Below are 20922 nucleotides of genomic sequence, written 5' to 3' on the forward strand. Positions count from 1 at the left end.
GTAAGGGCCACGGCGGCGTGTGTTGGCTTACAGGCCCTCCGCGAGGAGCTCGGCGAGGTGGCGGGCCCGGCTCCCGTCGGGAACCCCGGCGAGCTGGGCGATCTGCGTACGGCACGAGAACCCGTCCGCCAGGATCGCGGCCCCGGGCGGGGCCGCGCGCAGGGCGGGGAGCAGCTGTTCCTCGGCGCAGGCCTCGGACACCTCCTCGTGGCCCGGCTCGAAGCCGAAGTTCCCGGCGAGGCCGCAGCAGCCGCCGCTGAGCTCGCCGCCGAGGCCGGCCCGCTCGCGGAGCCGGCGGTCGGCGGCGTCGCCCAGGACGGCGTGCTGGTGGCAGTGCGTCTGGCCGACGGCGGGTCGGTCCAGGCGGGGCGGCTGCCACTGCGGGGCGCACTCCTCCAGGGTCTCGGCGAAGGTGCGGACGGCTGCCGCGAGGCGCTCCGCGCGGGGGTCGTCGGGGAGGAGGGCGGGCAGGTCGGTACGGAGGGCGGCGGCGCAGCTGGGTTCGAGGACCGTTACGGATCCTCGTACGTCTCCCACGGCGTCGAGGGTGCGGCGCAGGACGGTACGGGCTCGGTCGAGGCGGCCGGTGGAGATGTAGGTCAGCCCGCAGCAGACCCCCTTCGGGGGGAGGGACACGGTGAGGCCTGCGTCCCGCAGGACCGCGACGGCCGCTCGTCCCACCTCGGGAGCGAGGTGCTCGGTGAAGGTGTCCGGCCAGAGCGTGACGCGGGCGCATCCAGCCCCGCCGGCGTTTGAGGCGCGGGGGCTCGGGGGCAGAGCCCCCGACAACGGCGCCGCACCATGGCGACCCGTTCGGCGCCACCAGCGGGTGAAAGGTTCGCCTGCCAGCGGAGGCAGCGGGCGTTCCCTCGTCAGGCCCGGGACCGGGAAGCGGCGGGCGGCCGCGTTCACAACGGGAGGCAGCCGCAGCGCCGCGATCAGGCGGAGCCACGCAGGCAGTCCGCCCAGGGTGTAGTGGGCCAGGGGGCGGATCCGGCCCGCCCAGTGGCGGTGGAGGAACTCCGCCTTGTACGAAGCCATGTCCACGCCCACCGGGCAGTCGCTGCGACAGCCCTTGCAGGCCAGGCAGAGGTCGAGCGCCTCCGCGACCTCCCGCGAGCGCCAGCCGTCCGTCACGATCTCCCCGGCCAGCATTTCGTGCAGCAGCCTCGCCCGGCCGCGCGTGGAGTGCCGCTCCTCCCCCGTGACCCGGTACGAGGGGCACATCACCTGCGGACCGGCCGCCGCGGTCGACCGGCATTTCGCCACGCCCACGCAGCGGGCCACCTCCCCCGCGAAGGGCGTCGCCGGCAGCACCGCGAAGCGGAGGTTCTCGTCCGACCGGTCCGGGCGGACCAGCATCCCGGGGTTCATCCCGCCCGCCGGGTCCCACACGTCCTTGTACGCGCCGAAGAGCCGGATGACCTCCGCCCCGTACATCCTCGGCAGGAACTCCGCCCGCGCCTGCCCGTCCCCGTGCTCCCCGGAGAGCGAGCCGCCGTGGGAGACCACCAGGTCCGCCAGGTCCGAGGAGAACGCCCGGAAGCGGGCCACCCCCGCCCCCGACGCCAGGTCGAAGTCGATCCGTACGTGGACGCAGCCCTCGCCGAAGTGCCCGTACGGAGTCCCCCGCAGTCCGTGCTCGGCCAGCAGCGCCCGGAACTCCCGCAGGTACGCCCCCAGCCGTGCCGGCGGCACCGCGCAGTCCTCCCAGCCCGGCCACGCCATCGAACCGTCCGGCATCCGCGTCGCCGTGCCGGCCGCGTCCTCGCGGATCCGCCACAGCGCCCGCTGCCCCGCCGGGTCCGTGATCACGACCGAGTCCACCGCGTCGGCGGCCCGTACGAGCGAGCGCGCCGCCCCCTCGTCCCGCATCTCGACGAACAGCCACCCCCCGCCCCGGGGGAGCCCGCGAGCCGAGCCCACCAGGTCGGCCGCCATGCCCTCCACCGTCAGCGGCCCGAACCCCAGCAGCCCGGCCGCCGCGTCCGCCGCCGCGCTCTCGTCGGCGTACCCGAGGACCGCGAGCGCCGGGGCGCGCGGCGCCTCCACCAGGCGTACGACGGCCTCGGTCACCACCCCGAGCGTGCCCTCGCTCCCGCAGAAGGCCCGGGCCACCTCCACGCCCCGCTCGGGCAGCAGCGCGTCCAGCCCGCCGTATCCGGAGATCCGCCGCGAGAAACCTCCCGCCATCCCCGTACGGAGCACCGCCAGGTTCCCCGACACCAGCTCCCGCAGACCCGCCGGGGCTCCCGCCCAGCCCGTCCCGAGCCGGTACGCCGCGCCCCCGTACGCCGTGACCGCGAGCTCCGCCACGTTGTCCGCGGTGGTCCCCCAGGCCACCGAGTGGGCCCCACACGCGTTGTTGCCGATCATCCCGCCCAGCGTGCAGCGGGAGTGCGTGGAGGGGTCCGGGCCGAAGGTCAGCCCGTACGGGCGGGCCGCCTCGCGCAGCCGGTCGAGCACCAGCCCCGGCTGGACCACGGCGGTCTTGGCGGCCGGGTCCAGCGACACCAGGGCGTTCATGTGCCGGGTCAGGTCCAGCACCACGCCGATGCCCGTGGCCTGTCCGGCGATCGAGGTCCCGCCGCCGCGCGGGACGACCGGTACGCCGGCCTCCGCGCAGATCCGCAGCGCGGCCGCCACGTCCTCGGCGTCGCGCGGCCGGGCCACCCCCACCGGCACCCGCCGGTAGTTCGAGGCGTCCATCGTCACGAGGGCGCGGGCCGCGGCCCCGAAGTCCACCTCCCCGCGCAGGTTCTCCCGCAATGACCGTTCGAGTTCCCCGGGTGACGTCACGGCCCCACCCTGCCACCGGCCGGACTCGTCTCATCGGGTGGACGCGCCTCCAAGGCGTGGACCGGGACCGGATACGCTCCGCTCGTGGCCGAGATCCAGATTCCCGCTGACATCAAGCCCGCCGACGGACGCTTCGGCGCGGGCCCCTCCAAGGTGCGGACCGAGGCGCTGGACGCCCTCGCCGCCACCGGTACCTCCCTGCTCGGAACCTCCCACCGCCAGGCCCCGGTCAAGAACCTGGTCGGCTCGGTGCGGGACGGCATCCGGGACCTCTTCTCCCTCCCCGAGGGCTACGAGGTGATCCTGGGCAACGGCGGCTCCACCGCCTTCTGGGACATCGCGACCGCCGGGCTCATCGAGCAGAAGTCCCAGCACCTCACGTTCGGCGAGTTCTCCTCCAAGTTCGCCAAGGCAGCGAAGCTCGCGCCGTGGCTGGACGAGCCGACCGTGATCTCCTCCGAGCCGGGCACGCACCCCGAGCCGGTGGCCGAAGCGGGCGTCGACGTGTACGCGTACACGCACAACGAGACCTCGACGGGTGTGGCGGCGCCGGTCAAGCGCGTCGCGGGCGCCGACGCCGGTTCACTCGTACTGGTGGATGCGACCTCGGGCGCCGGCGGTCTGCCGGTGGACATCACCGAGAGCGACGTCTACTACTTCGCCCCGCAGAAGTCCTTCGCCTCCGACGGCGGCCTGTGGCTGGCGGCGTTCTCCCCGGCGGCCCTGGAGCGGGCGGCGCGCGTGCACGCCTCCGGCAGCCGGCACATCCCGGAGTTCTTCTCGCTGCCGACGGCGATCGACAACTCGCTGAAGAACCAGACGTACAACACCCCTGCCCTGTCCACCCTCTTCCTGCTGAACCAGCAGCTGGAGTGGATGAACAGCCAGGGCGGCCTGGAGTTCACGACCGGCCGTACGGCGGCCAGCGCGCGCCACCTGTACGGCTGGGCGGAGGCGTCGAAGTACGCCAACCCGTTCGTCGTGGACGCCGACAAGCGCTCCGCCGTCATCGGCACGATCGACTTCTCGGACGACATCGACGCGGCCGCCGTCGCCAAGGTGCTGCGCGCCAACGGCATCGTGGACACCGAGCCGTACCGCAAGCTCGGCCGCAACCAGCTCCGTATCGCGATGTTCCCGGCGATCGACCCGGCGGACGTGCAGGCGCTGACCGCGTGCATCGACTACGTGATCGAGCAGCTCTGATCACGCCCTGACCGGCAGCGTACGAGCCCCTGGCGACCCCGCGTCGCCAGGGGCTCCGCCGTGGGCCCGGCCGCCCCGACCGCCGGGACCCGCACGCGATACCTTCAGGGCCTCGGCATTCGGCACTCGGCGAATGCGGTGCGGTGCAGGACAGCATGGAGGCAGCGGCGTGAGCGTGCGAGTGACGGCGGCCCAGGGCGGCGCGGACCCCTTCGGCACGGCCCGGCTGCGGCGCGGGGTGCTCGACTCCTGGGGCGCGGGCCCGGCCCGCTTCCGCGAGGACGCCAACGCCGAGGAGGACCTGGCCCTCGGCGGCTACCGCGACCGGCTCGTCGTCGAACTGGCGCAGAACGCCGCCGACGCCGCGGCCCGGGCCCAGGTGCCCGGCCGGCTGCGGCTCACCCTGCACTCCGGCGAGGGCGGGCACGGCGTGCTGGCCGTCGCCAACACCGGTGCCCCGCTGGACGCGACGGGCGTGGAGTCGCTGAGCACCCTGCGGGCCTCCGCGAAGCGGGAGCCCGCGGCTTCGACCGGCGCGAGCGGCTCCGCCGACACCGTGGGCCGCTTCGGCGTCGGCTTCGCGGCCGTCCTCGCGGTGTCCGACGAGCCCGCCGTACTCGGCCGCCACGGCGGGGTCCGCTGGTCCCTGGCCGAGGCCCGCGAGCTGGCCCGCGACGCCGCCAACGGCAGCCCCGGCCTCGGCGACGAACTGCGCCGCCGCGACGGGCACGTCCCGCTGCTGCGGCTGCCGCTGCCCGCCGAGGGCACCGCCCCCGAGGGCTACGACACCGTGGTCGTCCTCCCGCTGCGCGACGCCGCCGCCGGGGACCTGGTGCAGCGGCTGCTGGCCGGCATCGACGACGCGTTGCTGCTGACCCTGCCGGGGCTCGCCGAGATCGTCGTGGAGACCCCGCAGGAGGGCACCCGTACGCTCCGCCGCCGCGACGAGGGCCCGTACACCGTCATCGAGGACGCGGCGGGAGGCGCCGGAGTGGCGGGCGCCAAGGGCGAGACCCGCCGCTGGCGCACCGTCCGCCACAGCGGCCCCATCGAGCGGGCGCTGCTCGCCGACCGACCGGTGGAGGAGCGGCTGCGGCCGGTCTGGACGGTGTCCTGGGCCGTTCCCGTGGACACCGAGGGCGCTCCCGTACGGCCGGCCACCGCGAGCGTGGTGCACGCGCCGACCCCGACCGACGAGCCGCTGGGCATTCCGGCCCTGCTCATCGCGACGCTGCCGCTGGACACCGCGCGCCGGCACCCCGCGCCGGGGCCGCTGACCGACTTCCTGGTGGAGCGCGCGGCCGACGCGTACGCCGAACTGCTGGGCGTCTGGGACCCGGTGGGCACCGAGCTGGTGGCCCTCGTACCCGGGCCGCTCGGCAAGGGCCCGCTGGACGGGGCGCTGCGCGCGGCCGTGCTGCAGCGGCTGCCGCGTACGGCGTTCCTCGCCCCGGCGGCCCCCGCCGAGCACGCCGAGGAGCGCTCCGCCCTGCGCCCCTTCGAGGCCGAGGTGGTGGAGGGCGCGGGCGCCGACACCGTACGGGTCCTCGCCGAGGTGCTGCCGACCCTGCTGCCCGCCGGGCTGGAGCGCCGGCCCGAGCTGCGCACGCTGGGCGTGGGCCGGCTGCCGCTGGGCGACGCCATCGAGCGGATCGCGGGCATCGAGCGCACCCCCGAGTGGTGGCACCGGCTGTACGACACCCTGGCGGGGGTGGATCCGGACCGGCTCTCGGGCCTGCCGGTGCCGCTGGCCGACGGGCGGACCACGATCGGCCCCCGGCACGTACTGCTGCCCGACGCGGACACCCCGAAGGACCTGGCCCGGATGGGGCTGAAGGTGGCCCACCCGGACGCCGCGCACCCGCTGCTGGAGCGCCTCGGTGCGCTCCCGGCCACGCCGCGCGCCGTTCTGACGACCCCGCAGGTGCGGGCCGCGGTGGCCGCCTCCCTCGACGCCGGGGAGATCTGGGACGAGGACGCCCTCGACGCCGACGAGCTGGCGGAGGTGGTCCTGGGCCTGGTCCGCGACGCCGACCTGGCGCCGGGCGACGAACCGTGGCTGGGCGCGCTGGCCCTGCCGGACGAGGACGGCGAGCTCACGCCCGCGGGCGAGCTGCTGCTGCCGGGCTCGCCGCTGGCCTCGGTGATCCGTGAGGACGAAGTCCCGTACGTGGACGGCGAGCTGGCGGGGAAGTGGGGCGCGCAGCCGCTGACCGCCTGCGGGGTGCTGGCCACCTTCCAGCTGGTCCGCGCCACGGACGTGGTCCTCGACCCGGACGAACTGGAGCCGCGCGACGGGGACTTCGCCGAGCCGGACGACGCGGGGCTGCTGGACGCGGTGGACGTGTGGTGCGAGGACGTACTGGACCAGCTCCCGGACACCCCGCTGCCGCCCGTGGCCACGGAACTCGTGGCGGTCCGCGACCTCGACCTGGTCGACGACGACTGCTGGCCCCAGGCCCTGGCCATGCTCGCGCAGCCGCCGCTGCGCGACGCGCTGACCCAGCCCGTACGGGTGCTGCTGCCGGACGGCACCACGCAGTCGGTGCGCCCGTACACCGCCTGGTGGCTGCGCGACCACCCCGTGCTCGACGGCCGCCGCCCGGCCGGCCTGCGCGCGGCGGGCGGCGACCCGCTGCTGGCGGGCCTCTACACCCCGGCGGACGCGACAGGCTTCGAGGACGAGCAGGTCCTGCGGGCGCTCGGCGTACGCACGACCGTGCCGGCCCTGCTGGACGAACCCGGCGGCGCCGCCGAGCTCCTGGGCCGGCTCGCCGACCCGGACCGCGAGGTGTCGGACCGCCAGCTGCACGCCCTGTACGGGGCCCTGGCCGAGCTGGACCCCGAGCAGGTCACGCTCCCGGACGAGCTGCGCGCGGTGGTGGACGGCGAGGCCGTCGTGGTCGACGCGACGGACGCCGTGATCGCGGACGCCCCGGACCTCCTGCCCCTGACCGAGGGGCTCCCCCTGCTCCCGGTGGCCCCGGCCCGCGCGGCCGACCTGGCGGAGCTGCTCCAGGTCCGCCGCCTCTCGGAGACGGTCCCGGCGGAGGTCACGACGCCGGGCGAGGAGCACGAGGTCCCGGAGTCGGTACGGATCCTCCTGGGCCCCTCGACCCCGGCGACCTACCTGGAGCACGAGGAGCTGATCGCGGGCGGCGTGGAACTCGACTGGCGCCGCACCCCGGACGGCACCCTGCACGCCGCCACCCTGGAGGGCGTGGCCGCGGGTCTCGCCTGGTCGGCGGCCCAGTGGCCCCGCCGCTTCGAGGTGGCCGCCCTCCTGGAAGACCCCTCCCGCACCCCGGAACTGGCCCGCGACCGCTGGTTCGACTAGACGGGTGCAACGACGACGGGATGCCCCGCCAGGAGCCGCTCCAGGTCGTCCACGTCCGAGGTGAGGACAGTCACCTGGCCGCCCCTCCTGGCTTGGGCCAGGGCGACGGCGGCCAGCACCGCATCGATGGCGTACTTGTGGCCGTGCAGGCCCGCTCCCTTCAGGAGGGAGCGGGCCTCCGCGATGATCGTCTCGTCGGTGTGGACGACCGCGATACGGGACATCGCCCGCTCCCAGAGCCGCGCCATCCTGGCCTGTCGTGGGTCCCAGGCCTCCAAGGTCGTCAGTGCCGACGTGACGACAGGGGACTTGGACTGCCAGGCCTTGTTGATGCGGGCAAGCATGACCCGGTCCCCGCCAACAGCCTTGGACAGAGCCTCGGAGTCAAGGACGAACAACCTGCGCTCATGAAGCACCTCGGGTCGGGGGCGTGGCGTCATGCTGCTGCCTTCCCCTGACCGCGGGCCTCCTCGCCTCCGGATCTCAGCGCCTCGTGCTTGGCGTCCATCTCGTCGAGCCACGCGTCTGCGGCGCGCAGCTCTTCTGCGGTCAGAGGCCCGTACTCCTCTTCCAATGCGGCCGACAGTTCGCCGAGCTTGTCCATCGCATCCGCGTGCGCTGCGGCTTCCGCGATGTAGGCCGACACCCCGCGCGAGTCGACCCGGGTCCGGATGGACTCCAGGAGCTCCTCGGGCACGGTAATCGTGATCTTCTTTGTAGCCATATAAACAGTATGGTCAGCATGGGGAGCGCCCGCCCATCCCTCGCAAGCGTGAAGCCGCGCCCCGCGCGCTACGCCGGGAACCTGTGGTTGACCCAGCGGAAGGTGAACTCGATCAGGGCCGAGGCGGCGACCGCGATGGCGACCGCGGTCCAGGGGAGTTCCGTGCCCACGAGCTTCAGCTGGAAGAAGTCCTGGAGCCAGGGGACGACCAGGACGATCAGGAAGGCGCCGCCCATCGCGCCGACCAGGGCCACCCGCCACCACGTGTACGGGCGGGCGATGATCACCAGGACCCACATCGAGGTCAGGAACAGCGTCAGCGTCGCCGCGCTCGTCTCGGCCTGGAGGGCCTCCGGGCCCGTGTAGTGGTGGCGGGCGATCATGTACGTCACGAAGGTGGCCGCCGCCGCGATCACGCCGCCCGGGATCGCGTACCGCATCACCCGTTTCACGAAGTGCGGCTTCGCGCGCTCCTTGTTCGGCGCCAGGGCCAGGAAGAAGGCCGGGATGCCGATGGTGAGGGTGGACAGCAGAGTCAGGTGCCGGGGCAGGAAGGGGTACTCGACCTGGAAGCAGACCACCAGGATCGCCAGCAGCACCGAGTAGACGGTCTTCGTGAGGAAGAGGGTGGCGACGCGGGTGATGTTGCCGATGACCCGGCGGCCCTCGGCGACCACCGAGGGGAGGGTGGCGAAGCTGTTGTTCAGGAGGACGATCTGGGCGACCGCGCGGGTGGCCTCCGAGCCCGAGCCCATGCTCACGCCGATGTCGGCGTCCTTGAGGGCCAGGACGTCGTTGACGCCGTCGCCCGTCATCGCGACCGTGTGGCCGTTGGACTGCAGCGCGCCGACCATGTCGCGCTTCTGCTGCGGGGTGACCCGCCCGAAGACGGCGTTCTCGTCGAGGACCTTGGCCATCTCGGCCCGCTCGGCGGGCAGCCTGCGTGCGTCGACCGTGTTCTCGGCGCCCGGCAGGCCCAGCTTGCCGGCCACCGCGCCCACCGAGACCGCGTTGTCTCCGGAGATGACCTTCGCGTGGACCTTCTGGTCCTCGAAGTAGCGCAGGGTGTCGGCCGCGTCGGGGCGCAGCCGCTGTTCCAGGACGATCAGGGCGGTCGGCTTGACCCCGTCGCCTACGGCCGGGTCGTCGAGCTCGCGCGCGGCCCGGGCGAGCAGCAGGACGCGCAGGCCCTGCTCGTTGAGGCCGTTGATCTCGTCGAGGGCCGGGTCGCCGGCCGGGAGGAGCACGTCGGGGGCGCCGAGCAGCCAGGTGTTGTTCTCGCCGTCGCCCTCGCTGAAGCTGGCGCCGCTGTACTTGCGGGCGGAGGAGAACGGCAGGGACTCGGTGCAGCGCCACTCGGCGCTGTCCGGGTAGGCGTCGATGATCGCCTGGAGGCTGGCGTTGGGGCGGGGGTCGGACTCGCCTAGCGCGCCGAGCACCCTCTTGACGTACGCGGGCTCCGCGCCGCCGAGCGGTCGGAGCTCGGTGACGTCCATGCCGCCCTCGGTGAGGGTGCCGGTCTTGTCGAGGCAGACCACGTCGACGCGGGCGAGGCCCTCGATGGCCGGCAGCTCCTGCACGAGGCACTGCTGGCGGCCGAGCCGGATGACGCCGATCGCGAAGGCGACGGAGGTCAGCAGGACGAGGCCCTCGGGGATCATCGGGACGATGCCGCCGACCGTGCGGGCGATGGCGTCCTTGAGGTTGTTGTCCTTGACGACGAGCTGGCTGATGATCAGGCCGATCGAGGTCGGGATCATCATCCAGGTGACGTACTTGAGGATGGTGGAGATGCCGGAGCGCAGTTCGGAGTGGACGAGCGTGAAGCGGGTGGCCTCTTCGGCCAACTGGGCGGCGTAGGCCTCGCGGCCGACCTTGGTGGCGGTGAACGCGCCCCCGCCGGCGACGACGAAGGACCCGGACATGACGGGGTCGCCGGGCTTCTTCAGGACGGGGTCGGCCTCGCCGGTGAGCAGGGACTCGTCGATCTCCAGGCCCTCGGCCTCGCCGACCGAGCCGTCGACGACGACCTTGTCGCCGGGACCGAGCTCGATGACGTCGTCGAGGACGATCTCGGAGGTCGAGATCTCGGCGGTCCGGCCGTCGCGGCGGACGCTGGGTTTGGCCTCGCCGATGACGGCGAGGCCGTCCAGGGTCTTCTTGGCCCGCATCTCCTGGATGATGCCGATGCCGGTGTTCGCGATGATCACGTAGCCGAACAGGCTGTCCTGGAACGGCGCGACGATGAGCATGACCACCCAGAGCACGCCGATGATGGCGTTGAACCGGGTGAAGACGTTGGCGCGGACGATGTCTGCGGTGGAGCGGCTGCTGCGCACGGGCACGTCGTTGACGGCTCCGCGGGCGACGCGCTCGGCGACTTCGGCGGTGGTCAGGCCGGCGGGCTTGAACCGGGGTGCGGGCGGCCGGACCGGGTGTACCGGATCCAGCTCGGCTCCCGCGTCGATGGCCGCGCCGCCGGGCCCGCCGGCTCCCGGCTCGGAACCGCCCGGTTCGATGTCTGCCCGCTGCGTCATGCTTTCGACGGTAAAGGGGGTTCTAGCGCTTCACCCGCCGAGAAGTCCGAAGATCCGACTTCGGGATGACCCGAATCGTCCCCTGGTCCCTCTGGTCACCCCGGGCCCCCTCAGTCGGAGGTGCCGCTCTCCTCGTCCTGCGCGGCCAGTGCGGCGGCGTGCCGCTTGAGCGCGGCGTCGCGGCCCCGGACGTACCAGAGGCCGATCAGGCCGAGGAACCCGCCGGCCGCGCAGCACCAGACCCACCACAGCAGGTCCCGGTCGGCGAACCAGCCGTAGAACGGGAGCTGGACCAGGAACATGACGAACCACAGGATCGTGCCGCCGGTGACGGTCGCGACGATCGGGCCCTCAAGGGGCGCGGGCGCCTCGTGCTTCGCAATCCATTTCGCCATGCCCCCAAGTCTAGGTGCGCCGAAACGGGGTCTACGCGCGGAGATGGACGGGCTTTCGTTCATGTGTTCATACTGAAACGGTGTGGGCATGGCCCATTTTCTTCGTATGAATCACCCAATGCCCCCGCGATGAAGACCCAGAGGACCGCATGAGCACGTCGGCCCCCGCCCCCGCGCCCACCCTCCCGGACCCCGCCCCCCGCGGCGGGTCCGCCCTGGACCGCCACTTCAAGATCTCCGAGCGCGGCTCCACGATCGCCCGCGAGGTCCGAGGCGGTTTCGCCACCTTCTTCGCGATGGCCTACATCATCGTGCTGAACCCGATCATCCTGGGCAGCGCGAAGGACATGTACGGGCACCAGCTCGACAGCGGCCAGCTCGTGACCGCCACCGTCCTGACGGCGGCCTTCACCACGCTCCTCATGGGCGTCATCGGCAACGTCCCGATCGCGCTCGCCGCCGGCCTCGGCGTGAACACCGTCGTCGCCCTCCAGCTCGCCCCGCGCATGAGCTGGCCCGACGCCATGGGCATGGTGGTCCTGGCCGGGTTCGTCGTGATGCTGCTGGTCGCGACCGGCCTGCGCGAGCGGGTCATGAACGCCGTCCCGATCGGCCTGCGCAAGGGCATCGCGATCGGCATCGGCCTGTTCATCATGCTGATCGGCCTGGTCGACTCGGGCTTCGTCACCCGCATCCCGGACGCCGCGCACACCACCGTGCCGCTCACCCTCGGCACCGGCGGCCACCTGCACGGCTGGCCCGTCCTGATCTTCATCGTCGGCGTCCTGCTGACCCTCGCCCTGCTGATCCGCAAGACGCCCGGCGCGATCCTGATCTCCATCGTGGTCATGACCGTCGTCGCCGTCGCCGTCCAGCTGATCGCCGGGCTGCCCGACTCGGGCTGGGGCCTGACCGTCCCCGAGTGGCCGGGCAACCCGGTGGCCGCGCCCGACTTCGGGCTCGTCGGCCAGGTCAGCCTGTTCGGCGGCTTCGGCAAGGTCGGGATGCTGACCGGCATCCTCTTCGTCTTCACCGTGCTGCTGTCCTGCTTCTTCGACGCGATGGGCACGATCCTCGGCGTCGGCGACGAGGCCAAGCTGATCGACAAGGACGGCAACTTCCCCGGCATCAACAAGGTGCTGCTCATCGACGGCCTGGCCGTCGCCTCCGGCGGCGCCACCTCGTCCTCGGCCACCACCTGCTTCGTGGAGTCCACGGCCGGCGTCGGCGAAGGCGCCCGTACGGGCCTGGCGAACGTCGTGACCGGCGGCCTCTTCACCGTGGCGCTGTTCCTGACCCCGCTCGCCACCATGGTCCCGTCCCAGGCGGCCACCCCCGCCCTCGTGGCGGTCGGCTTCCTGATCCTGGCGGGCTCGGTCAGGGACATCGACTGGAGCGACTTCACCATCGCCGTCCCGGCCTTCCTGGCCATGGTGATGATGCCGTTCACGTACTCGATCACCAACGGCATCGGCTTCGGCTTCATCGCCTTCTGCGTGCTGCGGCTGGCGACCGGCCGGGGCCGTGAGGTCCCGGCGGCCCTGTACGTCGTGTCTGCGGTGTTCGTCTTCTACTACGCGATGCCGGCGCTCGGCCTCACGTAAGCCCGTAGAACTTCTCCGTCTCGTCGACGGCCGCCTTGAAGCGCTCGTCGAAGTCATCGCGAATGAGCGTCCGGACGACATAGTCCTGGACGCTCATTCCGCGTTTCGCGGCATGAGTCCGGAGGCGGTCGAGCAGCTCCCCGTCTATGCGCATGCTCAGCACGTGTGTCCCCATGCCGAAAGGGTCGTGGCACAGGACGTGGACGCGTGTCACTTTCCGCCGCCGACTCACCCGTACGAGTGACACGCTTCAGTGGCGTTCCTTAGAGAGAGTAATGAGGTAGTCTAAAGAGATGCTCGACCTTACCCATGGCGACGACGCTGCCGCCGTGAACGACCTCCGCTCCGCCGTCATGCGGCTGGGCCGGCGCCTCAAGCACCAGCGCGTCGACGAATCGCTGAGCCCGACCGAGATGTCGGTCCTCGGCACCCTCGCCCGCTGCGGCCAGGCCACCCCCGGTGAGCTGGCCCGGCGCGAGCACGTCCAGCCGCCGTCGATGACGCGCATCGTGGCGCTGCTGGAGGCCAAGGGTCTGGTCAGGCTGCAGCCGCACCCGGACGACCGCCGCCAGAAGGTGGTCACCCAGACCGAGGAGGCCGAAGCGATGCTCGAAGAGAGCCGTCGCAAGCGCAACGCCTTCCTGGCCGGGCTCGCGGCCGAGCTCACCGAGGACGAATGGGCCAAGCTGCGCGAGGCCGCGCCCGTCCTGGAGAAGCTCGCGCACTTGTAAGGAACGACGCCAGGAGGCGAACGCTTTTGAGTACGGGAAACGGAGCAGATTCCGCACCCGGCCATACATCCACCACTACCACCGGGCGCGCCGCGCGCTCCACATGCTCCACACGCTCCACGGGCAAGAACAACTCGATGTTCAGCTCTCTGAAGATCCGGAACTACCGGCTCTTCGCCACGGGACAGGCCGTATCCAACACCGGCACCTGGATGCAGCGCATCGCCCAGGACTGGCTGGTCCTGTCCCTGACCGGCTCGGCTTCAGCCGTCGGCATCACGATCGCGCTGCAGTTCCTGCCGATGATGGTGTTCGGCCTCTACGGAGGCGTACTCGCGGACCGGCTGCCCAAGCGGCCGCTGCTGATCGCCACGCAGACCCTGATGGGCCTGACCGGTGTCGCCCTGGCCGCGCTCACCCTCGCCGGACACGTCCAGGTCTGGCACGTGTACCTCGCGGCCTTCCTGCTCGGCCTCGTCACCGTCGTGGACAACCCCGCACGGCAGACGTTCGTCTCCGAGATGGTCGGCAAGGAGCAGCTCGCCAACGCCGTCAGCCTGAACTCGGCGAACTTCCAGTCCGCGCGGCTGGTCGGCCCGGCGATCGCCGGTGTGCTGATCACCGCCGTCGGCGTCGGCTGGGCCTTCCTGCTGAACGGGCTGTCCTTCGCCGCGCCCGTCGCCGGCCTGCTGCTGATGCGGACCCGCGAACTGCACCCGGTCGAGCCGCGGCCGCGCGCCAAGGGGCAGCTGCGGGAGGGTCTGCGGTACGTCGCCGGGCGCCCCGAGCTGATCTGGCCGATCGTGCTGGTGGGCTTCATCGGCACCTTCGGGTTCAACTTCCCGATCTGGCTGTCGGCGTTCGTCAGCGACGTGTTCCACGGGGACGCGGGCACGTACGGGCTCTTCAACACGCTGATCGCAGCGGGCTCCCTGGCGGGTGCGCTGCTGGCGGCCCGGCGCGGGCACTCGCGGCTGCGGCTGCTGGTCGCGGCGGCGGTCCTGTTCTCCGTACTGGAGGTCGTGACGGCCTTCGCGCCCGGGTTCTGGCTGTTCGCGGCGCTGCTGGTGCCGATCGGGATGTTCGGCCTGACGGTCAACGTCACCGCGAACGCGAGCGTCCAGATGGCCACCGATCCCGAGATGCGGGGACGGGTGATGGCGCTGTACATGATGGTGTTCACGGGCGGCACCCCGATCGGTGCGCCGGTCGTCGGCTGGGTGACGGACACGTACGGGGCCCGGGTCGGCATGGCCGCGGGCGGCCTCGTCTCCCTGGCCGCCGCCGCGACGATCGCGGTGATCCTGTCCCGGGTCGGCAACCTCCGCCTGAGCGTGAGCCGCAACGGGGTCACGTTCGTCCCGTCGCCCCGCCCCCGCGAGCTGGTGACGGCGGCCTGAGGCCCTGTCGTCAGTCGCGCGGCCTGCGGCGCAGGAGCCGTTTGGCTCCGAGGACCAGGACCGTGCCCACGGCCAGGACGGCCGCGCCCTTCGTGAAGCCGCCCCCGCCCTGCTCACCCGCAGGGCCGGGGGCCCCGGCGGCCGGGGTCGCGCCCGGCTTCGCCGGGGCGGGGGTACCGGAACCACCGGACGCGGGCTTCACCGGGACCGCGACCACCCGGCTCGACTCCCCCTCCGATCCGAACAGCAGCGTCGAGCCGTCCGCGGAGTACGTCACCGACTCGGCCTGGCCCTGCCACGGGGCGTCCACCCGCTCGCCCTCGCCCTCCGGCTTCCCGTCCTTCCAGGGATAGGTCTTCGCGAAGAAGTAGCCGCGCAGCGTCAGCCGGCCGCCGTCCGGGGAGAAGGCCCCGTCCGTCACCCACGGCAGGTCCGCGACCCGCCGGAAGACGTTCGTCCCCGAAGCCGACAGCTTCTCCGGCCCCTCGTACAGCCCGCCCTTGTCCTCGCTCTTGCTCGCGATGTACACCCGGCCCGTCACCGGATGCACCATCAGCGCCTCCGCGTTGCGCGCCCCGTCCGCGTACTTCACCGTGAACTGCTCGGCCTTGACCGTGACATCGGCCAGCTGCTTCGGCTCCGGGAAGCGGTAGATCCAGACGTGGTCCCAGGTCCCGTTCAGGTTGTCCCCGATGTCGCCGACGTACAGCTGCCCGTCCGGGCCCAGCGAGATCGCCTCGACGTCGCGCGGGGTGCCGATGCCCGTCAGCGTCACCCGGGCCACGGTCCTGCCGGTCGCCGAGTCCACCGCGTAGACGTACGGGCCGTCGTCGCTGTCGTTGTGCGTCCAGTACACGCCCGGGTGGATCCGGCTCGCCGCCAGCCCGCTCGACTCCTTGATCCGCGGATCGGTGATCGTGAACCCGGAGGCGCCGGCGGGCGCCGACTCGGCGGCCGCGGCGGCCGAACCCGGCAGCACGACAAGGGCAATGACGGCGGTCAACGGCAGCAGGCGCATACCCCAAGCGTGCCAGCCCGCCCCGCGTGTCCGGCATCACAGGGGCTCCCGGCGCGTGATCCGCGATGATGACCGGATGCGTTTCATGTTCGTCGGCGATTCCATGACCATCGGACGCGCCGGCGACTACACCTGGCGCTACCGGATGTGGCAGCACCTGGGTGCCGTCCCGGGCGGCCCGTACGAGATCGTCGGCCCGCGCACCGCGCTCTTCGACACCGGCTCGAACGAGCCGACCAGCCACGCGTACGCCGACCCCGGCTTCCCGGAGCCGGCCCGCCGCCACCTCGCCGGCTGGGGCGAGGGCTGGCAGCACATGGCCCCCCTCATCGGCTCCGCCGTCCGCTCCGGCGAGCCCGACGTCCTGCTCGTCTCCCTCGGCCTGATCGACCTCGGCTTCTACACCGGCGCCGAGGAGACCGCGGCCAACGCCCGCCGCTTCATCGCGGAGGCGCGGGCGGCCCGGCCTGACATCCGGATGGTCCTGCTCCCGGTCATCCCGAACGTCCGGGCCGAGTCCGACGCGCCGTTCGCGGCCGAGGTGGCCCGATTCAACGAGCTCCTCGCGAAGGCCGTCGCCGACCTGTCGACCGACGCCTCGCCGATCCTGCTGGCCGCGCGCCCGGCCTCGTACGAGATCGCGCACGACACGTACGACGGCACCCACCCCAACGCCTCGGGCGAGCACCGCCTGGCCGGGGAGTTCGCGGCGGTCCTGCACCAGGCCTGGGGCATCGGCGGCCCCTACCGACCCCTCTGACACCCCGTAGGGCCGCACCCGGCGTTCCCGCCGTGACCCGCTCCCCGTGCGTATCGTTGTACCAGGCGGCTGCCCGCGACTGCGCGGCAGCGCGGAGGAGCGCCACGATGACCGTCGTAGAGACCGACAGGATCGAGATGGCCGACATCAGCAGCGAGCAGACCTTGGACCAGATGTTCGAGGCGCTTGAGCCCGTCCCCGAGGGATTGAAGGTCGAGATCGTCGAGGGGACCGTCTACATGTCGCCGCAGCGGGACACGCACTGGGAGATCATCCGCAGGATCGTCCGTGCACTGGAGGACGAGTTCGGCATGGGAGTGAAAGCCTTCTCGGACGTACGCATCGACTTCCCGGGCCACCTGAACGGGTTCGCGCCGGACGTCGCGCTGCTCAGTACCGATGCCGCGAAGGACGACGCGGCCCACTGGCGCCACGAGGACGTGGAATTCGTCGCCGAGGTGATCTCCAAGGGCACCGCGGCGAACGACTACGGCCCCAAGAAGGCCGCGTACGCCACCGCCGAAGTGCCCGCGTACCTCATCGTCGATCCGTACACCCGCCGCTGCGTGCTCCACACCCAGCCCAAGGACGGGGACTACGCCACGGAGACGAAGATCGCCTTCGGGGGCGAGATCGACCTCACGGACGCGGTGGAGGGCCTGAAGCTCGACACCTCCGAGTTCCCCCGTGACTGATCCGCGCCCCGGTCCGTGACCGGTCCGCACCCCCACCGGGGCGCGGACCGGTCGTGCCGTCACCTCGGCCGGATCACCAGGCGAAGGCCTCCGGCGAGGCCCCCGGGCCGGGGAAGATCTCGTCCAGGCCGGAGAGCACCTCGTCCGACAGCTCCAGCTCCAGTGCCCGCAGCGCGCTCTCCAGCTGCTCCGCCGTACGGGGACCCACAATCGGCCCCGTCACCCCGGGCCGGGTCAGCAGCCACGCCAGCGCCGTCTCGCCGGGCTCCAGGCCGTGCTTGTCGAGCAGGTCCTCGTACGCCTGCACCTGCGCCCGTACGGAGCTGTTGGCCAGGGCGTCCGCGGAGCGACCGGAGGCGCGGCGGCCGCCCTCGACCTCCTTCTTGATGACGCCGCCCAGCAGCCCGCCGTGCAGCGGGGACCACGTGACCACCCCGAGCCCGTACTCCTGCGCCGCCGGGACGACCTCCATCTCGGCGCGCCGCTCGGCGAGGTTGTAGAGGCACTGCTCACTGACCAGCCCGACCGAACCGCGCCGGGCGGCCGTCTCGTTGGCCTGGGCGATCTTGTAGCCGGGGAAGTTCGACGACCCGGCGTACAGCACCTTGCCCTGCTGGATCAGCACGTCGACGGCCTGCCAGATCTCCTCGAACGGAGTCCGGCGGTCGACGTGGTGGAACTGGTAGAGGTCGATGTAGTCCGTCTGGAGCCGCTTGAGGCTGGCCTCGACGGCCCGGCGGATGTTCAGCGCCGAGAGCCGGTCGTAGTTGGGCCACGGGTCGCCCTCGCCGGCCATGTTCGCGTACACCTTGGTGGCCAGCACGGTCTTGTCCCGCCGACCGCCGCCCTGGGCGAACCAGGTGCCGAGGATCTCCTCGGTGCGGCCCTTGTTCTCGCCCCAGCCGTAGACGTTGGCGGTACCGAACAATCCATTTTGACGCCACGCCCACGCGGGCCCTAGCGTCGATGCCCAAGTACCACAGGGGATGGGGAGAGCAAGTGGCAAGAGTCTTGGGCGTGGTCCGCCTGTCGAAGATCTCGGACGAGACCACATCGCCGGAGCGCCAGCGCCGATCGATTCAACGATGGGCCGACCAGGAAGGGCACGTCGTCGTCGGGTGGGTCGAGGACATCGATGTATCCGGCGGTGTCGAGCCGTGGAAGCGCCCGGAGTTCAGCAAGTGGCTGCCGTCCACTATCGGCAAAGAGGTCAGCTCGATCGAGCACCGGATTGCGCTGGACGAGTCCCGGGCCGACGAGTACGACATCATCTGCGCGCTGAAGCTCGACCGCCTCTCACGGCGTGTACTCCACGTACACACGCTCGTGGAGTGGTGCGAGAAGCACGGCAAGGAGGTCGCCACCGTCGAGGACGGGATCAACCTGAACACGCAGATGGGCAAGCTGCTGTTCAGCCTGATCGCTTCCTTCGCGGAAGGGGAGCTCGAAGCCATCAAGGCCCGGGCGAAGTCCTCATACAACCACTTGGTGAAGGAGGGGCGCTGGCGCGGCGGCCGGATCCCGTACGGCTACCGGGCGGAGAAACAGGACACCGGTGACGGCTGGCGGCTGGTCCTGGACGACTACGGAACGGACACCGCCGGGACGCTGCGCGAGATCGTCCGCAGGCTTATCGAGGGCGAGTCGGCGAACAGCATCGCCCAGTGGCTCAACGAGGACCCGACCAAGACTCCGGTATCGCTCGACGCTCAGCTGATCAGGAACGGCAAGCCCCCGAAGGGCGGCCGGTGGACCGCCGCGAACACAGCCAAGGTGGTGCGCTCCCTGAACGTTCTCGGTCAGATGGAGGTGACGGAGGAAGTTGTCATCGGCGGCCAGAAGACGAAGCGAGCCCGCGTCGTCCGTGACGCGGAGGGCCGCCCTCTCCAGCGCGCGGAGCCGCTGATCACTCAGGAGGAGTGGGAGCTGGCGAACAAGAAGCTGGACGAGAACACCAGCAAGCGCAACGGCAACCGAAAGGGCGGCTCCCCGATGCTCAGGGTCGCCTTCTGTACCTGCGGAGAACCGGCGTACCTCGGCCCGGGGCGGAACTGGCCGTACTACCGGTGTGCCTCGCGGACCACGCACAAGCCGTGTCCCACGGGCAGTAAGGGCATCGCGGCCCATGTCCTTGAGGGGGCCGTGGAGGAAGTCTTCCTGCGCGCAGCCGGCAACGTCGAGATCGTACGGAAGGTCTTCCGCCCTGGCGTCGACTTCACGCGGGACATCGAAGAGGTCAACCGCGCTCTGGCAGAACTCCGGGAGGACCGCGAAGCCGGTCTCTACTCCAGCGAGCTGGGCAAGCAGGAATACCGGGAGACGTACAGGCGGCTGGACGCACGGCGCGAGCAACTCATGGCCCAGCCCACCCGCCCCGACACCTGGGAAGAGATCCCGACAGGCGAGACCTACCGGGAACGCTGGGCGAAGCTGTCGACCCAACACGAGAAGGGCAAGGAACTTCGGGCCGCTGGCATCAAGGCGGTAATCCACGCCGAGAAGCTCCCACCCATGACCGCCGTGGCAGCCATGTCCCCGGAGGGCCATGACGGCATGTGGCAGGAGGGGAAAGGCCGCGTGCAGATCCTGATCCCGATGGACTTCAAGCGCCGCGTCCGCGACTTGGCGGCGGTACACAGCGAAAGCTGACCGCCTCGCCGCTGTACGACAAGGAGGGCCCCATCCCGGGCCCTCCTTCGTTCTGTAGGATTCCTGCCAGGTCGCCGCCGTCGCTCCCGACTGCACGAAACCGAGTCCCAGGCCTGAGTCCTTGGACGCCCTGTGAGGACCGTGCCGATGTGGCCGGTCCACCCCCGCGAAGAAAGGGAGGCACATGTCCCGCCGTCCGGCGGGGGTTACTGGCGCACCCGTGCGCCGCACAGGAAGGAGCCGCGCTCAGTGGCTATCCACTTCGGCACCGGCCGCCCTTGGGGCGGGATCTCCCAGCACGAGTACCGGCGCATGGCCCAGGACTCCCGGCACCAGCTCGCCTACCGCGTCCACTTCGCCGCCCTCGGGTGGGCCGACTGCCAGGGCCACGCGAGCTTCGGTCCGGGGAAGTTGGCCGCTCTACTGGGCAAGGATGACCAGCCCCTGTCGGACCAGAGCGCGACCAATGCCGTCATCCGAGCGAAGCGGTTGGACCTCGTGTCACCCCGGTCCGGAGCCGCTTGCCTCGTTGTCCCTCCTCACCTCTTCCAGAAGAGGAAGGGCGCCCCGGTGCCGTGCCGCATCCACCAGGACCGATAGGCGCCGCTCCCGCGTGTAGCCCACACACGTCTCACGTGTACCCACAACGCCTCTGAACTGCGGAAACGTACGTTGCCTCTCTTATCTATTTGGCTTCACAGTGCGGCCCCTGCCGGGGCCGCCAGCAGAGAGCGGCATGAGGAACAGCGGCGAAGAGGAGCGGGGCGCGGCAGCGCCCTCAACGCCAGAGGCAATGGGCGGCTGGCAGGCCGCCATCGTCCGAAGCTGCTTCTACCGAGCGGCTCCGCAGGGGACCAAAGACGAAGCCCAAGGGCTAACCAGGTGGGGCGCGACGCGCCCCCAAGAAAGCGAAGCCACGAAGGACCAACTCAAAAGACTTCGCTCTTGTGCGGTCTCCGACCGCCAGCGGGACCGGGCGGGGCGACTTGACCTGCATGTTCTTCGCCCCTGCCTCGCGTCGCTGGTGCCTGACGGCCTTCGAAACCATGGCAGGATCTCAGCTGCCA

General features: G+C 71.6%; 17 protein-coding genes. 9 read left to right on the forward strand and 8 right to left on the reverse strand.

Features of this window, described 5'->3' with window-relative positions:
* Positions 1–27: 27 nt before the first annotated feature.
* Positions 28–2799, reverse strand: coding sequence for an FAD-binding and (Fe-S)-binding domain-containing protein (locus tag OG509_RS16955; protein WP_406183386.1), 2772 nt, complete (start codon positions 2797–2799; stop codon positions 28–30).
* An 84-nt stretch (positions 2800–2883) separates the two neighbouring features.
* On the opposite strand from OG509_RS16955, the gene serC reads away from it, so the two are divergent.
* Together serC and OG509_RS16965 are read left to right on the forward strand one after the other, a co-directional pair.
* The gene (gene serC, locus OG509_RS16960; protein WP_403729148.1) at positions 2884–4005 is read left to right on the forward strand and encodes a phosphoserine transaminase; all 1122 of its coding nucleotides are present in this window, start codon (positions 2884–2886) and stop codon (positions 4003–4005) included.
* A gap of 133 nt (positions 4006–4138) precedes the next feature.
* A complete protein-coding gene (locus OG509_RS16965; protein ID WP_406183387.1) occupies positions 4139–7342 on the forward strand; it encodes a sacsin N-terminal ATP-binding-like domain-containing protein in 3204 nt (1067 codons plus the stop codon).
* On the opposite strand, the gene OG509_RS16970 is transcribed toward OG509_RS16965, so the two are convergent.
* The 4 genes from OG509_RS16970 to OG509_RS16985 form a co-directional block, all read right to left on the reverse strand.
* A complete protein-coding gene (locus OG509_RS16970; protein ID WP_406183388.1) occupies positions 7339–7782 on the reverse strand; it encodes a PIN domain-containing protein in 444 nt (147 codons plus the stop codon). The genes OG509_RS16965 and OG509_RS16970 overlap by 4 nt on opposite strands.
* On the reverse strand, positions 7779–8066 hold the full coding sequence (locus OG509_RS16975) for a hypothetical protein (protein WP_406183389.1): 288 nt from the start codon (positions 8064–8066) through the stop codon (positions 7779–7781). Before OG509_RS16975 ends, OG509_RS16970 begins: the two co-directional genes overlap by 4 nt.
* Before the next feature lie 68 nt (positions 8067–8134).
* Complete coding sequence (locus OG509_RS16980) at positions 8135–10603, reverse strand: HAD-IC family P-type ATPase (RefSeq protein ID WP_406183390.1); 2469 nt, start codon at positions 10601–10603, stop codon at positions 8135–8137.
* A 110-nt stretch (positions 10604–10713) separates the two neighbouring features.
* Entirely contained in the window at positions 10714–10998 is a 285-nt protein-coding gene (locus tag OG509_RS16985; RefSeq protein ID WP_385588919.1) for a DUF2530 domain-containing protein, read from the reverse strand.
* A 149-nt stretch (positions 10999–11147) separates the two neighbouring features.
* Here OG509_RS16985 and OG509_RS16990 point away from each other — a divergent pair, with 149 nt between their 5' ends.
* Positions 11148–12602, forward strand: a complete 1455-nt coding sequence (locus tag OG509_RS16990) for an NCS2 family permease (protein ID WP_406183391.1) — start codon at positions 11148–11150, stop codon at positions 12600–12602.
* Here the strand turns inward: OG509_RS16990 and OG509_RS16995 are convergent.
* Complete coding sequence (locus OG509_RS16995) at positions 12595–12777, reverse strand: hypothetical protein (protein WP_030156886.1); 183 nt, start codon at positions 12775–12777, stop codon at positions 12595–12597. The genes OG509_RS16990 and OG509_RS16995 overlap by 8 nt on opposite strands.
* Positions 12778–12895: 118 nt before the next feature.
* Between OG509_RS16995 and OG509_RS17000 the strand changes: the two genes are divergently transcribed.
* Together OG509_RS17000 and OG509_RS17005 are read left to right on the forward strand one after the other, a co-directional pair.
* Positions 12896–13333, forward strand: a complete 438-nt coding sequence (locus tag OG509_RS17000; RefSeq protein WP_030156888.1) for a MarR family winged helix-turn-helix transcriptional regulator — start codon at positions 12896–12898, stop codon at positions 13331–13333.
* A 137-nt stretch (positions 13334–13470) separates the two neighbouring features.
* Positions 13471–14733, forward strand: a complete 1263-nt coding sequence (locus OG509_RS17005) for an MFS transporter (RefSeq protein ID WP_406183392.1) — start codon at positions 13471–13473, stop codon at positions 14731–14733.
* A gap of 10 nt (positions 14734–14743) precedes the next feature.
* Here OG509_RS17005 and OG509_RS17010 read toward each other — a convergent pair whose 3' ends face one another.
* Positions 14744–15751 carry a WD40 repeat domain-containing protein gene (locus OG509_RS17010; RefSeq protein WP_406183393.1) on the reverse strand — a complete coding sequence of 336 codons (1008 nt, stop codon included), beginning with the start codon at positions 15749–15751 and terminating at the stop codon, positions 14744–14746.
* Between the two features lie 76 nt (positions 15752–15827).
* Between OG509_RS17010 and OG509_RS17015 the strand changes: the two genes are divergently transcribed.
* Both OG509_RS17015 and OG509_RS17020 read left to right on the forward strand, forming a co-directional pair.
* Positions 15828–16511 (forward strand): GDSL-type esterase/lipase family protein, encoded by a 684-nt coding sequence (locus OG509_RS17015; protein WP_406183394.1) that lies wholly within the window; start codon positions 15828–15830, stop codon positions 16509–16511.
* A gap of 107 nt (positions 16512–16618) precedes the next feature.
* Positions 16619–17206: a Uma2 family endonuclease gene (locus tag OG509_RS17020; RefSeq protein ID WP_406183395.1), complete on the forward strand. Its 588-nt coding sequence runs from the start codon at positions 16619–16621 to the stop codon at positions 17204–17206.
* Positions 17207–17279: 73 nt separating this feature from the next.
* On the opposite strand, the gene OG509_RS17025 is transcribed toward OG509_RS17020, so the two are convergent.
* Positions 17280–18134 carry an aldo/keto reductase gene (locus tag OG509_RS17025; protein WP_406183396.1) on the reverse strand — a complete coding sequence of 285 codons (855 nt, stop codon included), beginning with the start codon at positions 18132–18134 and terminating at the stop codon, positions 17280–17282.
* Positions 18135–18172: 38 nt separating this feature from the next.
* On the opposite strand from OG509_RS17025, the gene OG509_RS17030 reads away from it, so the two are divergent.
* Both OG509_RS17030 and OG509_RS17035 read left to right on the forward strand, forming a co-directional pair.
* A complete protein-coding gene (locus OG509_RS17030; protein WP_406183397.1) occupies positions 18173–19855 on the forward strand; it encodes a recombinase family protein in 1683 nt (560 codons plus the stop codon).
* A 249-nt stretch (positions 19856–20104) separates the two neighbouring features.
* Positions 20105–20455, forward strand: coding sequence for a hypothetical protein (locus tag OG509_RS17035; protein ID WP_406183398.1), 351 nt, complete (start codon positions 20105–20107; stop codon positions 20453–20455).
* Positions 20456–20922: the final 467 nt, after the last annotated feature.

The organism is Streptomyces sp. NBC_01006, assembly GCF_045162725.1.
Taxonomy (GTDB): Bacteria; Actinomycetota; Actinomycetes; order Streptomycetales; family Streptomycetaceae; genus Streptomyces.